Genomic DNA, 14,791 nt, shown 5'->3' with positions numbered 1-14,791 from the left:
GGCTTATATGTGTAGCTGGACACAACTTTAGTAGGAAGGAAAGGCAATGAGTAGCAAGCCACTGGTTTCTGGTATTATCATTTTCCTGAACGCTGAGAAGTTCATCCAAGAAGCTATAGAAAGCGTGTTTGCCCAGACCTACGATCGCTGGGAATTGTTGCTTGTAGACGACGGTTCAACTGATGCTAGTACTGCCATTGCCCAACGCTATGCAACACAATATCCTGAGAAAGTACGTTATCTAGAACACGACAATCATCAAAATTGCGGCATGAGTGCTTCGCGCAACCTGGGTATCAGCAACGCCAAAGGCAAGTATATTGCCTTCTTGGATGCAGATGACATTTGGTTGCCGCCTAAATTAGAGCGACAAGTGGCAATTTTAAACTCACAACCTGAAGCTGCAATGGTTTATGGGTCTACTCAGATGTGGTACAGCTGGACAGGGAAACCTAAAGATGTTCAACGCGATCGCAAACGAAAACTTGGTGTTCAGCCTGATACTTTAGTACAGCCACCGCAACTGCTTGCTTTGTTCTTACAAGGAGAAGACGCTGAAACACCTGCTACTTGTGGCGTCCTGATCCGACGGGAGACAATAAAAGACATAGGGGGATTTGTCGAGACCTTCCGAGGTTTGCATGAGGATCAAGCATTCTTTGCCAAGCTGTGTCTCAAGGCACCTGTATTCGTCGAAAGTGGCTGTTGGGACAGGTATCGACAGCATCCAGACTCCAGTTGCTATGTAGCAGTAAAAACAGGGGAATTTCATTTTTCCCAGATGAATTCTGCTCAACTGACTTTCTTGAACTGGTTAGAGAAGTATTTGTCTGAACAAGGAGTTAAAGACACCGAAGTCTGGGAATCTCTACAACAGGCGCTATGGCCTTATCGGCAGCCAATTTTATACCGCTTGTATCAGATGAAGATCTTTTACCTCTTGTACTGGGTGAAAACACTATTAAAGCTGATAGCGCCTGCTCCTGTTCATCTCTGGCTAAAGGCTAATACTAAGAGGGCTAATAGCAAAATTGTGAATATTGTCCGTCAATGGAGCTGGTGAGCGTCAGATGGCGTAGGATGAGAAGATTTTGAAAAACGACAGTTATTTATACTCAAGCCGCTTATTCAAACTTTAAACTTATGCATTTTATCGTCACCGGAGGAGCAGGTTTTATTGGCTCTTATGTTACGGAACAGCTTTTATTAGAAGGTCACACTGTAACAGTAGTCGATAACCTGGCTACAGGTAACTTACAAAACCTACCTAAACACCCCTGTTTAAAATTCCTGCAAAAAGATATATTTTTGTGTCAGCCAGAAGATTTTGCCGAGAGCATTGATGGAATTGCTCATTTAGCCGCTATTCCATCTGTAACAGAATCTTGGCTAAGACCACTAGAGGCTCATCATCATAATCTTTCTACAATGGTTGCAGTGATTCGACTGTGTCAAGACCTAAATATCCGCAGGTTAGTCTTTGCTAGCTCTGCAGCTGTCTATGGAAAACAAAGTTATTTGCCTATTTCAGAGCATCAAGACACTTGTCCTATTTCTCCTTATGGTTTACAAAAATTAGCTTGTGAGCAATATGCGAGTTTGTTCGCCCAGCAACTAGGTTTTTCATTTGTAGCATTACGAATGTTTAATGTATTTGGCTTGGGACAATTACCTAGTCAATACTCTGGTGTAATCTCGGTTTTTGTTTCAGCAATGCAGCAAGGTCTACCGATCGCAATTTATGGAGATGGAACTCAAACACGAGACTTCATCTATGTCAAAGATGTCGCGATCGCCTTTGCCAAAGCCTTAACTATTCCACTTGCCCCAAGTTCCTACGTAACTTGTAATTTAGGCACAGGAAAAGCAACTTCTCTTATTCAACTTGTTGATATTCTCAAAGCTTGTTTTCCTCAATGGAACGCAGAAGCTAGATTTTCATTTTCTCGTTCTGGAGATATTCAGCATTCGCAAGCAGATATATCAAAAGCAAAGTTACTTCTAGGCTTTAGTCCTCAGTGGTCGGTGCAGTCTAGCGTAAACCTTTTCCTTAAGTCATTGTGTTCGATTTAGAAGTAGCTAATAGACTGAGCGAAATTAGAGGTAAGTTAATTGTGAATACATTCGCTCCCTGGAAGATTCTGCACCTTGAGCTGAGTGAAGGCATTCCTACACTACTTGAATCAGACTATCAGGGGTTATATATAGTGTTTTGGTGGCACGGCATCCCCCTTGGTCATTTGGAAATTCAAGCCACTCAGTTACCGATACCCACTACGCAACTGACAAACCTGGTACTGCAAACTATTACTCCAGCAGTTGGCGATCGCCTTTTTGAGCAAGGCTTCAAAGTACTATTACCTGAACTGCCTCATAAAAATCCAATTCCTCCAAACTTTGATGCATTAGTGGAATTGCAGCGACCACTGGCTCAGCTCCGTGAATGTTGGTCACAGCCTACTAATGAATCTGTTTCCGTAGTTATCTGTACGCGGAACAGACCAGAACGATTAGCACGATGCCTGCACTCGTTACAAAATCTATCCCAGTATCCACAAGAAATCATAGTCGTAGACAATGCCCCAAGTTCAGATACTACACGTCAGCTCGTTGCCCAGATACCCCATATCCGATATGTGCTAGAACCCAACCCTGGTTTAGACGTAGCACGTAATACAGGTATCCGTCATAGTACAAGCGATATTATTGCCTTTACTGATGATGATGTGACAGTTCATCCTGACTGGCTCGCTCGACTGCAACAAAGCTTTGATGAACCTACGGTGATGGCTGTTACCGGACTAGTTCTACCAGCAGAACTAGAAACAGAAGCACAATTCATCTTTGAGAAATATTGGGGCTTTAATCGAGGGTATCGTGCTATAACTTTTGATACCCACTTTTTTGAGCAGCGCAAGCCTTGGGGTGTTCCTGTTTGGCACATTGGAGCTGGTGCCAATATGGCCTTTCGACGTAAGGTTTTTGAACTAGTGGGGAATTTCGATGAACGTTTAGACGCAGGAGCTGCTGGGTGTAATGGAGATTCTGAATTATGGTACCGAGTGCTCGCTGAAGGCTGGGCTTGTCGTTATGAGCCAGCAGCTGTCGTTTACCACTATCATCGCCGAGATATGGATGACTTGAAACAGCAGATATACTTTTATTTGCGAGGAGATACAGCAGCTCGGTTGATTCAGTTTTCTAAGTATCGGCACTGGGGTAATCTACGTCACTTGTTCCTTACTCTACCAAAGTACTATGTAAAGCTGTTTTTACGTGGGCTATTAAAAGGTTTTGAACCTAGACACAGCACACTATTAGTAGAGGTTTTAGGTTGTTTTTCAGGAGTAAATTTTTACTTACATACGGTTAAGTCCTCATTCTCTAAAAAGCAATAGTATCTAACTTACTCGGCTCGATTAATGTTATGAGCACAAGGGATGAAGTAGCTACTGCTCGCAAAACTCGTGTTCAACAAAAACACTAAGAAGTTATACAACTGATATCTTAAATCAAACATTTTCTTGGACATAATCGTAAACATTTCCTCTAGATAATTAATAATGAAACTCTAAATATTCGTTTGATGAGTTTCCGTCGAAGCCTCGTTATTCTTGCAAATAAACTAAAAGATAATTTTGTTTTTATGAAGTTAATTATATCTATATAAATCTCCTAAATAAATGCGATCGCACTATTTTTATAGTAATAATCAATATACGAAGTTTAGAACTTTTGAGCCAACTAGCTTTTAATTCTGATCTCTAACTCCTAACCTCTGCTATATAAGGAAATAGATAAGGCAAACTTGTTGTATTTTATAGACATTTTTAAGTGAGGGTCATTAATTTTGGAGAATTAAATGTAAATGTGCCAATAGTAAAGCTGTTATTACAGATTCAACGCATGAGGTTAGCCCAATAATATATCATTTTTGTACATTTTAGTAAGCAATAATTATTAAATACCTGGTTTATAACTTTGTAGAAACAGGTATACTCTAAGGTAGAAGAATGATAAAAATAGTTCCATTGATATCACGTATTTCAAATCCAAAGATTGGAAATATTAGTCAAGAAAAACATACGCAAACTGAAACGCAAGAATCAATAAATTTTCTTTTAAATGAATACGATAACTGTGTATTAAGGTCAATTATACATCCCTCTACTGTCAGTCGCACCAAGCGTTTAATTGATATTTTTGGGGCTATGTTTGGATTACTAATTACTGCCTTGATCGCGATTCCAGTGGGAATTGCAATGCAATTGGATAGCCCTGGTCCGATCTTCTACAGCCAGATTCGCTGTGGGTTAAATGGTCGTCTTTTCCGCATTTGGAAATTTCGCTCTATGGTGGTTGGGGCTGAGAAACTACAACATTTAGTCAAAAATGAAGCTCAAGGACAAATTTTTAAGAATTCAAACGATCCCCGTGTTACTCGTGTAGGTAGCTTTCTGCGCCGCACTAGTCTGGACGAATTGCCACAGTTTTGGAACGTGTTACTGGGGCAAATGAGCTTAGTTGGTACTCGACCACCAACAAAGGATGAAGTCAAGCATTACGCACCTCACCACTGGCAAAGGCTGTGGGTTAAACCAGGAATAACAGGTGAATGGCAGGTAAATGGACGTTCTAGTATCAAGGATTTTGAAGCGATCGTGCTGATGGATTTGGATTACCAACGTAAATGGTCTGTTACTTATGACTTGTATCTACTCTTCAAAACGCTATATGTTGTTTTAACTAAACGCGGTGCTTGTTAAGTAGTGGTTAGTTATTCTCCTCACAATTAACTAGAAAAATAGGTATGAGAAGGCTTCTGGCTAGAGTATTTACGTTAATTTGATAACTAATTTATACTATTTCTCCAAATGAACATTTAAGTAAAATTTAGAGACCATGCAAATTCAAATTGAACATAACAATAGTAATAGTAGCTGTTGTGAAAATTATCAGCTTTGCTACTTATGTCAGCAGCATTTTGAAAGAAAAGAAGCAAGTGTAATTCTTTGTGACGATCAGGGAAATAACTGTGGTGAAGCTTGTACGCATTGTATTGCTAAGGGTTATACTTGGATGCACAATCAGTTTCAACAGCTAAACTATCAAATCAATCTATCTGTGAATAGAGAATCTAATGAACTTATTAAATTTTAAACAAATATTGAGCGGAGTTTTTAATTTTGTAAAACACAAAAAACAAACAAAGATGTCAATCTTTATAAATTGAATTTGACTAACAAAGCATAGAAAATAGCTCACGAGCAAGGTAAAGATGAGAATATTAGTTACAGGCGGTGCGGGCTTAATTGGCTCTCATTTAATAGATCGATTGATGGCACAGGGACATGAAGTCATTTGTTTAGATAATTTTTATACGGGACATAAACGTAACATTCTTAAGTGGATGGAGTATCCAAATTTTGAACTGCTACGACACGATGTCACTGAACCTTTACGATTAGAAGTTGAGCAAATCTATCATCTAGCTTGTCCTACAGCACGGGTGCATTACCAATTTAATTCAGTCAAAACAGTTAAAACTAATGTGATCGGGACGTTAAATATGCTAGGGCTTGCCAAGCGGGTGAAAGCTAGATTTCTTTTAGCCTCTACTGGTGAAGTTTATGGCGATCCCGAAATTCATCCTCAAAGTGAGGACTATAGAGGAAATGTCGATCCGATCGGAATTCGCTCCTGCTATGACGAAGGTAAGCGAGTTGCAGAAACTCTTGCTTTCGATTACTATCGGCAAAATGATGTAAAAATTCGTGTCGCCCGCATCTTTAACACTTATGGTCCGCGCATGTTAGAAAATGATGGTAGAGCCATAAGTAACTTAATAGTTCAGGCTCTCCGTAATCAGCCTTTGGTGGTATATGGTGACGGTTATCAAACTCGAAGTTTTTGCTATGTTTCTGATCTAGTAGAAGGATTGATGCGGCTGATGAATAGTGAATACATTGGTCCAGTCAACTTGGGTAGCCCAAATAACTGTACTATTCTAGAGCTAGCTCAAAATGTGCAAAGGCTAGTCAATCCTAACGTCAAGATTGAGTTTGCACCACCACTGTTAGACGATCCGCGCCATCGCTGTCCAGACATTACACGTGCCAAAGCCTGGCTTAATTGGGAACCGGCAATTTCTCTACAACAAGGTTTAAAGCTGACAATGGAAAATTTCTGTTCTCGCTTAGACATTGAGCAAACTCAGCAATTCATAACACAAACAGCAGAACTAGAGAAGCAATTTTAATGGTAGTGCGATTAATACACTTCTCTTATAGTTAACCTTGGTTTTTTGTAAGTATTGGAAGCTGACTCAATTCTGAAGAGATTGTTGCGAATTTGAGAATACTAGATTCGCTTTTATAGTGGGTTACTTCTTTAATGTACTCTAAAATCATATTGGGCTGGGTAAAACGCAATGAGTTGTTTTCTATGAACGATCGCATTTGTAGAGATTGCAAAGCTTCTAACACTACTCTTGTAGATAATCCAGGCAAGTTGTTTTCATCTAGTTTCAATAAAGAGGTGTCTTCTTGATAACTTGTTAACCACAACATCACTTGCTTTTCACGGTTCGATAGACGATTAAATTGCTGTTCTAACAAATCCCAGATCTCTCCAAAAACAATTCGACCTTGAGACAAAAACTTAGATATATCTTGTTTATATAGAGACTGAATTGCTACAGCTACAATTTTTAAAGCAAGTGGATTACCTGAATAACGAGTCACTAAACCTTGTGCTTCTTCGTTATTGAATACTAGACCTTTTGTTCTTAAAATTTCATAGGCTGGTTCTGATGACAAACCACTTAATTGCAGCGATCGCACAGGTAACTGATCGCCTTCTTTGACTGTTAAACCAATGGGCATCTCTCTTGTCGTCAGCAACAAGCAGCTTTGATGACTTTCGTCGGCTACTTGCCGTAGTAATTGACCATATCCTTCGTAGGTATCGCGATAACGCCCAGCTTTTCCACCACTTTGTAAAATAGATTCGTAGTTATCTAAGATCAATAAACAACGATGCTCCCTTAAGTACTTCATTAAACATGAGATTAAGTCGTCTGTTGTCTGCGGCAATTCTCCTACTTGTCGTTGTGATAAAAATAAAACGATTTCTGTTAATAATTCTCTAATTGGTTGAGCATTACGCACGTTGCGCCAGATGAGATACTCAAACTTGTACTGCATCTGTTCTGCACAGAATGCTGCTAATAACGTTTTCCCAATTCCTGGCATTCCATAAAGCGAGATTACACGACAGCGATCGCTAATTATCCACTGTTCCAAATTAGATAATTCAGTCGTACGACCAAAAAACATGGAAACATCAATTTTCTCTTGCCAATCTTGCTTTTGGCTGACTGTACTTAATTGTACAGGGGGTACATTACTAGCACTTGTTGGTGTTGTCTGAAGTTCATTCTTTGGAGATAATGCAGTTATTTGATATTGTTTAATAGCTCGTTGAAAATTAGTTTTTGTAATTTTTTGACCGAAAGCTTTTGAAAGTGATTGCCACAGTTTATGACCAACATCTCTAATATAGCCTAGTTGATATCCAGATTTTCTAGCAATTTCTTGGTATGAGCATCCTTCCCAACATTGACGAAAAACAATTTCTTGTACTTTACTTAAACCACCTTCTTGAGTGACACTTTCTACTATTTCTATTGCTTCCTCTACTGATATTTTCATTTTTATTCAAAAGTATTTAATTAATTTCTCAGGTCATTTTTAGTATTTTTTCTAAAGTTTACGAAACTTAATACTTATCTTATTGATGAAAAAAACAAGTTAATCTATTTTTATGTAGCGGTCACTATGCATGTAAAATTTAAAATAAGCTACAAGTGTATTCCGTTTTTCAGAGTATGAAAAAAGGACTAAATGTTATTTCAATTAGCTTTATGCATTGACTTAGTTGATTCTACAGAACCTCCTTACAATATTTTTCTGGCACCTTGGTATATTTCTGACTCAAGCGAACTCACAAACCTTATGGTTGAACCTTAAGTTAGTAACTTACAATCTTTTTATTTAACTACAAAGGGTGACATAAAAATCACAATATCTTAGATTTCTCCTTGCTATATAAGAATTTCTTATTTTTAAGATAAAAATAACTTGTCTGATAGCTGTTGACAATCTATATAATATTTACTTCTATTACGTACCTGTCAAAAAACTTAAGCTTACTTTACTAAAATCATGCTTTTAAATTATATCTTTAATGAGCTTTATATCTTTTCTTTACCATATATGTGGGTAGGTTGTCAAATGCGTTACTCTCAAAATTACACAATAGCATTTGAAGAATGCTGTATTACAAAATACTAAAAGTAGGATAACTGTAAACATTCAAACATTTATAACTTTTAATAACTACTGAATTAGAATACATACTGAAACGCTATTCGGTTATTTTATACAAATTTTTATTTGACTAATATAATCAATAAGCATCAAAGCTACAGGTATTATGATGAGTTGTCATTCTTGTCTATAAGCCTTAAATGCTCCAAAAATAGACTATTATTGATAGTCAAAGCTTTAGGCAAAAACAAGAATAATTTCTGATTAAACAATCGCTATATTAGTCAAAAATATCTAAGTTAAACGTACTGTAAGTATTACTTAAGACAAACAGAGCAAGCTTGAACTTATGACCGATCTGTTAGCTTGTTAGTTAAGCGCAACATATTAACCAAATGAAGTAGCCTTCTTTTGTTTAGCTCTTATGGTGACTTCTAGTGAGCCAGTCGAATCACTTTAAGTACTCTGTACTGATTGAATTTTAATCAAGATGAACGCATACAAATTTTATCATTGAGATACGAATTTTAAGTAACTTTTTTCTGATGTTTATCTGATTTTGTCTTAAAAGAAGAATAGCTTTTATTATACGTGCTTGTGGGCGATCGCAAATATGCTCAGCTATTTTTTAGTCAAGTCAAGCTTCAGTATCAAAATACCCATATCATGAGTGGGCTATTAGCGGTATTCCATGCCAAGACAGAATTTATAGCGCACACGTTATTTGAAACGAAAGCATCAGATTCAAATCACTCAGATAGGTGCAGTATCATAGTCGGTTAAAGATTTCTAGCGTGTCAGTTATACGATGCATAAAGATAGTGCAAAAATATAAGCGCAAGTGAAGATTAGCTGCAATTGCTTATATACATGTAGTAGGGGAAATGGCAAAAATTCAGGTTAAAGATAGACTACAACTAGGTTTAGCAGTATTAACCGCAAAAACAGTGACGTTCGCAGTGCGATCGCTTAGACTCGGCGCAGCCAGTGTTTTACCAGGTGAAATTGCGCGTCGCTTACAGCCCCAATTACTACAGCTACTCAGTCGCCAAGTCAAACACGGTGTGATTCTCATTGCAGGGACAAACGGCAAAACAACAACATCTTTGCTGTTACGCACTATGCTAGAACGTCAAGGTAAGCGGATTGCACACAATGCAACTGGTGCAAATTTAGAGAATGGCTTAATGACAACACTGCTTGCTAACACTAACTTGGTAGGCAAACTCGATGTCGATTACGCAATTTTAGAAGTCGATGAAAATGTTGTTCCTAAAGTTGTCGCCGCAATTGAACCAAGAATTATTCTGTGTTTAAACTTATTTCGCGACCAACTTGATCGCTATGGCGAAGTAGACACTATCAGCCAACGCTGGGGAAAAGCGATCGCCACTTTACCACCCGATACCGTAGTTATTCCTAATGCCGACGATCCCACCCTTTCTTACATGGGTCAACAATTACCTCAAAAAGTCTTATTTTTTGGCTTAAACGAACCTGAACAGTACCTAGAAGAAATTCCTCACGCAGTAGACTCTATCTACTGTCCTAACTGCGGACATTCGCTTGACTACCAAGGTGTTTATCTATCTCATTTAGGAGATTTTCGCTGTCCTAGCTGCGGTTTCCATAAAGCACCAGTAGCAATTAACAGTCAAGAACACCCCCAGATTTTAATTGGATTATACAACAAGTACAACACTTTAGCTGCAGTTTTAGCTGCGCAACAACTTGGTGTGGATGAAGCAACAATCCGCGACACAATTAGTAATTTTCAGGCAGCATTCGGACGTGCAGAAGAGTTACAGATCAACGGCAAACACGTACGTATTCTGTTATCCAAAAATCCTGTGGGAATGAACGAGACAATCCGCGCAGTTAATCAGGTAAGGCAACAATCTTCACAACTTGCACCAGTCTTGTTTGTATTAAACGATCGCATTCCTGATGGTACTGATGTCTCTTGGATCTGGGATGTCGATACTGAAAAACTGGTCGATCAAGGTGGAACATTCATTGTCAGTGGCGATCGCGTTTATGATATGGCACTACGGTTACGCTACTCTCAGCAAGAAGATTTACAACTTATCGTTAAGGAAAACTTACGCGAAGCGATCGCAACCGCTTTAGAACACACACCAGCCGATCAAACACTCCACATTCTCCCCACTTACTCAGCGATGTTAGAAGTGCGCGAAGTCCTCACAGGACGTAAGATTCTCTAAACTAAGACTTGTTGCTAATTGCCAACAGCTATCTATGCATCCAGAACAAATTGAACTAACAATCGGCTGGCTATATCCCACCTTAATGAGTACTTACGGCGATCGCGGAAATGTCATTTGTCTGCGAAAACGTTGTGAGTGGCGCGGGTATACAGTAAAAGTATTACCTCTCGATCAAAATGCCACAGCAGTAGACTTTCAAAGCGTAGATATGATTGTCGGTGGTGGTGCGCAAGATCGACAACAAGAAATTGTGATGCGCGATTTACGCGGTACTAAAGCTGAAACCTTGCGAGAAAAAATTGATAACGGGACTCCTGGTGTATTTACTTGCGGTGCGCCACAATTACTCGGACACTACTATGAACCTGCTTTAGGACAACGAATTGAAGGATTAGGGTTACTAGATTTTATCTCAGTTCATCCAGGAACAAACGCCCGCCGTTGTATTGGCAATCTTGTTGTTGAAGTCACCGCAAAACGATTGGCACAAGAACTTGCAGCAATGATTGGTTCTCCTGCATACTTGATTGGGTTTGAAAATCATGGTGGACGAACTAAGTTAGGACAAGTCGAAGCTCTGGGAAAAGTTGTCCAAGGTTTAGGTAACAATGGTGAAGATGGTACAGAAGGTGCGTTTTATCAAAATGCGATCGCGACTTATTCGCATGGTCCATTATTACCCAAAAATCCATTTGTTGCCGACTGGCTCATTCAAACTGCGCTCAGACAAAAGTATCAATCAGCAATATCACTTTCACCCCTCAATGACACTTTGGCACAACAAGCACGGGAAGCTATGTTTCAACGCTTGCACGTAAAAACTCCCGCGATCGCCCAAAACTAAATGAAACTTTCAGTAACAAAATATTGCGTTTCTGGGAAAGCAGAAAGCTAGTCAAGTTAAATTTAAAGAGTATTCTCCTTACAATGTCAGTGTTTTTTGTTTTCTAAACCTAGGATGACAATATGAAAAGTGTCACTCTTATTCATATTTCTCCTACTAGAAATCTTAGACTTAGTTGTGTGAGGAGTGAACTGGATTGAAAAGGCTCTTGGGATCGAAACTCGGAAAGTTCCCAAGAGCTTAATTTTTTTTAGTTGTCTCAACAGGTAACTTTGCTGTCCAGGCAATCCAAGAGCTAGGAATATTCGCTACTCCTCGAATCCACGCTTTTTCAGCAGACTAGCAGCAATTGACGCCAGAAAACCGCTACCGTAGTACGTAAGTATACACTTAGACCGATGTAGCTCGTGCAAATGTTCCTCATTAATTTTTTCTCCTGCTTGCTACTGTGAGCGTTGGAAGTCTGTCGTTACGTAATCTTCAAAAAACTTTTTCATAGCTGGATTAGCACTACAGTCGAATCCCATTTGCTGTCCCCGCTGCATCGCTTCTTGTGCACTTATCCCTTCACAAGTGGCAACATACATCAATGCCATTGCACCAGAACGCAAACCACTTTTACAATGAGCTAGTACAGGTTTTGGTGATTGCTCAATTTGCTGTAGCACCTGATCTGCTAGTTCTTGATTCAAGCTATCAGGCTTCACAGGAATGTTGACATACTGTAATCCTGCGGCTTCTGCATACTGCTGTTCTTCTGGTAACACTCCCTCTTCATGAGGCGATCGCAAATTCAATACGGTGCGATATCCTGCTTGTGCTGCTTGCTGCAAGTCTTCTGGTGTCAATTGATTTGTTGCTACTGCAATTTCATCGTTAATTTTTTTGATGTTCTGCATTTTTAACTATTTCACCATCTTACTTATTTGCTATATTACTAGTTAATCATATAGAATAATCTAGCTATGGATGGATAATTGAATCAGAGACCGAAAGATTTATCACTAAATAGCTATATAATAGAAATAAAAGCTAATTAATCTTATTATTTAGTCACTATATATGACGCCACACTCCAGTGATGCCTCTCTAACAGCATCTGAAATGACACAATTGTCGCCAGCAGCACTAGGATTGATTGCCGAGTTTTTCAAGGTTTTGTCAGAAGTCAGCCGTTTGCAAATTGTCTGTGCGCTCAAATCGGGAGCTAAAAATGTGAGTGAAATTATTGAAGCTACTGAACTCGGACAAGCCAACGTTTCAAAGCACTTAAGAATACTTACGCAGGCGGGTATTGTCTCCCGCGAACAGCGCGGTGTGTGCGTTTACTACGAAATAGCGAATCCTATTTTATTTGATCTGTGCGAGATGGTTTGTGACGCCCTTTCTATTCAAATAACTCAACAAAGCGAACAATTAGAGCAACTAGGAAAATTACGTCGTGCTTGATATTGAGCATTTTTATTAAAGCACCGATAAGCGGTATTTTTTGTCAATCAACACAAATAGTATTGCAATTACATCTCAGTCATTTTACTATATAGTTATATATTTGGCTCATTAACTGAGGATAGCAACAGTCTATCGCGAAAAATCAGGAGCAAGTGCATATGCTATTTCGTCAACTGTTCGATCAAAATACTGGAACCTATACCTATCTCATTGCAGACTCCAAATCAAAAGACGCAGTAATTGTCGATCCAGTCGTGGAACAAGTCGAACGCGATCGCAAACTTATTGATGAGTTAGGTTTAACACTCCGTTATTGCTTAGAAACACACATCCATGCCGATCACATCACTGGTACAGCGAAACTACGCGAACTCACAGGATGTCACGGAGTTGTACCAGAAAAAGCCAATGCAGCTTGTGCTAATTGCTTCATTCGAGATGGCGAAACATTGCAGATTGGGGATGTCTATATTCAAGCGATCGCCACTCCTGGACATACTGATAGCCATGTAGCATATCTTGTCAATGACACGCAGTTATTAACAGGTGATGCTTTATTTATTCGTGGCTGTGGGCGTACTGATTTTCAAAGTGGTGATGCCGGAACATTATACGACTCTGTAACTCAGCGCCTGTTTACCCTTCCAGACGATACCTTAGTTTATCCTGGACACGACTATCGAGGACATACAGTATCCACAATCGGGGAAGAAAAGCAGTGGAATCCCCGCTTTATAGGGCGTACGCGCGACGGCTTCATTGAGTTTATGGATAATCTCAACTTGCCCAATCCCCAAAAAATTATGGAAGCAGTTCCAGCCAACGAACGTTGTGGCAACGTTGCTGTTGCCGTGTAGCAATTTACTCAATTCACACTGAGAATACTATGACAACAACTATCAACTTTGAGTAGGTAGTTTGCTGAGCGCGATCGCCTACTGTATATTTACTGATAGATAGATAAAATAAGCACCAAAATTACTATATTTCTCAGCAAAATTGCGCTTGAACAGACAATACCAATAGCGGTAACTTGCTTTTGTAACATTTATGCATTTTAGTCAGTCAAGCAACCTACTTTGACGCTAAAGTGTCTAATTTATCACTCATAAAAATCAATTCCCGTTTGCGCTCAGCATTACAACACATCAAGATGAACACACGTCATCCACTGTGCAATGCCAGTTGGTTTGCTCAAGCTAAACCATCTCTCATCATCTCCTTAACTGCCATAGTGTTAGGGGGGTGGTTCGTAACAGCTATCGAAGTCGCATCATCTCAGGATATTTTTATAGCTGAAGCAGTAAGCGATCGCCTACCGCCACCACCACAGACGCCAGATGTAGCACAACAATCACCATCGTCGATTTTTGTTCCGCGTGAATTTGATTTTCAAGCACCATCATCGAATACACCACCTACAGTTAATACTCCAAGCAGTGGCAATTTAAGTTACTTAGTTTATGTTGATGATGCAAGTTCCCCAACTTTAGAACAAGTCAAACAACTCGAACCACAAGCCTTTGTACGACAATACAATGGACGAGCAGTCGTTCAGGCTGGAGCATTTGAGCAAAATTCTAATGCTGAGCAACGCGCCCAAGAACTTAGATCTGCTGGTGTCGTTGCACGAATTGCCAATCTTAACACAGGTACCGACACAGCTTTTACTGGAGATTCGCGCACCTATTATGTTGTGATTCCAGATAGACGAGAAAGTTTACCTGCGATCGCAGATCAAATCAGGCAATTACAGCAAAATGCTGTCATTGATGTCAGTCAGCGAACACAACCACGCGGATCTCATGTTAGAGTAGGACCATTTTCCAATCGTGCTCTAGCAGAACAGTGGAATCAATTTTTCCTCAACTCTGGCTTAAGTAATGCACGAGTTTATTATGGACGTTGATATAGCAAGAGGTCAGAGGTCAGAGCGA

The 14,791-nt window shown here is 39.4% G+C and carries 13 protein-coding genes; 11 read left to right on the top strand and 2 right to left on the bottom strand.

Going from position 1 to position 14,791, the window contains the following annotated elements; genetic code table 11:
• The first annotated feature begins 46 nt into the window (after window positions 1-46).
• From CSQ79_RS07200 to CSQ79_RS07175, 6 genes are all read left to right on the top strand, one after another.
• Window positions 47-1,063, top strand: coding sequence for a glycosyltransferase family 2 protein (locus tag CSQ79_RS07200; protein ID WP_099700500.1), 1,017 nt, complete (start codon window positions 47-49; stop codon window positions 1,061-1,063).
• Between the two features lie 80 nt (window positions 1,064-1,143).
• Window positions 1,144-2,073, top strand: a complete 930-nt coding sequence (locus CSQ79_RS07195) for an NAD-dependent epimerase/dehydratase family protein (protein ID WP_099700499.1) — start codon at window positions 1,144-1,146, stop codon at window positions 2,071-2,073.
• A gap of 41 nt (window positions 2,074-2,114) precedes the next feature.
• The gene (locus CSQ79_RS07190; RefSeq protein ID WP_099700686.1) at window positions 2,115-3,398 is read left to right on the top strand and encodes a glycosyltransferase family 2 protein; all 1,284 of its coding nucleotides are present in this window, start codon (window positions 2,115-2,117) and stop codon (window positions 3,396-3,398) included.
• A 615-nt stretch (window positions 3,399-4,013) separates the two neighbouring features.
• The gene (locus CSQ79_RS07185) at window positions 4,014-4,766 is read left to right on the top strand and encodes a sugar transferase (RefSeq protein WP_099700498.1); all 753 of its coding nucleotides are present in this window, start codon (window positions 4,014-4,016) and stop codon (window positions 4,764-4,766) included.
• A gap of 136 nt (window positions 4,767-4,902) precedes the next feature.
• Window positions 4,903-5,160 carry a hypothetical protein gene (locus CSQ79_RS07180; RefSeq protein WP_099700497.1) on the top strand — a complete coding sequence of 86 codons (258 nt, stop codon included), beginning with the start codon at window positions 4,903-4,905 and terminating at the stop codon, window positions 5,158-5,160.
• A 118-nt stretch (window positions 5,161-5,278) separates the two neighbouring features.
• On the top strand, window positions 5,279-6,259 hold the full coding sequence (locus CSQ79_RS07175) for a UDP-glucuronic acid decarboxylase family protein (RefSeq protein ID WP_099700496.1): 981 nt from the start codon (window positions 5,279-5,281) through the stop codon (window positions 6,257-6,259).
• A gap of 31 nt (window positions 6,260-6,290) precedes the next feature.
• Here the strand turns inward: CSQ79_RS07175 and CSQ79_RS07170 are convergent, their stop codons facing one another.
• Window positions 6,291-7,712, bottom strand: coding sequence for a helix-turn-helix domain-containing protein (locus tag CSQ79_RS07170; protein ID WP_099700495.1), 1,422 nt, complete (start codon window positions 7,710-7,712; stop codon window positions 6,291-6,293).
• Window positions 7,713-9,214: 1,502 nt separating this feature from the next.
• On the opposite strand from CSQ79_RS07170, the gene CSQ79_RS07165 reads away from it, so the two are divergent.
• Window positions 9,215-10,555, top strand: a complete 1,341-nt coding sequence (locus tag CSQ79_RS07165) for a Mur ligase family protein (RefSeq protein WP_099700494.1) — start codon at window positions 9,215-9,217, stop codon at window positions 10,553-10,555.
• Window positions 10,556-10,589: 34 nt separating this feature from the next.
• Complete coding sequence (locus tag CSQ79_RS07160; RefSeq protein WP_099700493.1) at window positions 10,590-11,402, top strand: type 1 glutamine amidotransferase; 813 nt, start codon at window positions 10,590-10,592, stop codon at window positions 11,400-11,402.
• A 443-nt stretch (window positions 11,403-11,845) separates the two neighbouring features.
• Here CSQ79_RS07160 and CSQ79_RS07155 read toward each other — a convergent pair whose 3' ends face one another.
• The gene (locus tag CSQ79_RS07155) at window positions 11,846-12,301 is read right to left on the bottom strand and encodes a protein tyrosine phosphatase family protein (RefSeq protein WP_099700492.1); all 456 of its coding nucleotides are present in this window, start codon (window positions 12,299-12,301) and stop codon (window positions 11,846-11,848) included.
• Window positions 12,302-12,464: 163 nt separating this feature from the next.
• On the opposite strand from CSQ79_RS07155, the gene CSQ79_RS07150 reads away from it, so the two are divergent.
• The 3 genes from CSQ79_RS07150 (at window position 12,465) to CSQ79_RS07140 (ending at window position 14,763) form a co-directional block, all read left to right on the top strand.
• Window positions 12,465-12,851, top strand: a complete 387-nt coding sequence (locus CSQ79_RS07150) for an ArsR/SmtB family transcription factor (RefSeq protein ID WP_289500764.1) — start codon at window positions 12,465-12,467, stop codon at window positions 12,849-12,851.
• Window positions 12,852-13,012: 161 nt separating this feature from the next.
• The gene (locus tag CSQ79_RS07145) at window positions 13,013-13,711 is read left to right on the top strand and encodes an MBL fold metallo-hydrolase (protein ID WP_099700491.1); all 699 of its coding nucleotides are present in this window, start codon (window positions 13,013-13,015) and stop codon (window positions 13,709-13,711) included.
• Window positions 13,712-14,007: 296 nt separating this feature from the next.
• Window positions 14,008-14,763, top strand: coding sequence for an SPOR domain-containing protein (locus CSQ79_RS07140; protein ID WP_099700490.1), 756 nt, complete (start codon window positions 14,008-14,010; stop codon window positions 14,761-14,763).
• Window positions 14,764-14,791: the final 28 nt, after the last annotated feature.

The organism is Gloeocapsopsis sp. IPPAS B-1203 (assembly GCF_002749975.1).
Taxonomy (GTDB): Bacteria; Cyanobacteriota; Cyanobacteriia; order Cyanobacteriales; family Chroococcidiopsidaceae; genus Gloeocapsopsis.
This window is presented reverse-complemented; position numbering and strand designations above follow the sequence as displayed.

Coding starts and splice junctions, on each gene's coding strand:
- CSQ79_RS07165 (WP_099700494.1), top strand. CDS start 9,215: ATGGCAAAAATTCAGGTTAAAGATAGACTACAACTAGGTTTAGCAGTA.
- CSQ79_RS07160 (WP_099700493.1), top strand. CDS start 10,590: ATGCATCCAGAACAAATTGAACTAACAATCGGCTGGCTATATCCCACC.
- CSQ79_RS07140 (WP_099700490.1), top strand. CDS start 14,008: ATGAACACACGTCATCCACTGTGCAATGCCAGTTGGTTTGCTCAAGCT.
- CSQ79_RS07185 (WP_099700498.1), top strand. CDS start 4,014: ATGATAAAAATAGTTCCATTGATATCACGTATTTCAAATCCAAAGATT.
- CSQ79_RS07155 (WP_099700492.1), bottom strand. CDS start 12,301: ATGCAGAACATCAAAAAAATTAACGATGAAATTGCAGTAGCAACAAAT.
- CSQ79_RS07170 (WP_099700495.1), bottom strand. CDS start 7,712: ATGAAAATATCAGTAGAGGAAGCAATAGAAATAGTAGAAAGTGTCACT.
- CSQ79_RS07145 (WP_099700491.1), top strand. CDS start 13,013: ATGCTATTTCGTCAACTGTTCGATCAAAATACTGGAACCTATACCTAT.
- CSQ79_RS07195 (WP_099700499.1), top strand. CDS start 1,144: ATGCATTTTATCGTCACCGGAGGAGCAGGTTTTATTGGCTCTTATGTT.
- CSQ79_RS07150 (WP_289500764.1), top strand. CDS start 12,465: ATGACGCCACACTCCAGTGATGCCTCTCTAACAGCATCTGAAATGACA.
- CSQ79_RS07180 (WP_099700497.1), top strand. CDS start 4,903: ATGCAAATTCAAATTGAACATAACAATAGTAATAGTAGCTGTTGTGAA.
- CSQ79_RS07175 (WP_099700496.1), top strand. CDS start 5,279: ATGAGAATATTAGTTACAGGCGGTGCGGGCTTAATTGGCTCTCATTTA.
- CSQ79_RS07200 (WP_099700500.1), top strand. CDS start 47: ATGAGTAGCAAGCCACTGGTTTCTGGTATTATCATTTTCCTGAACGCT.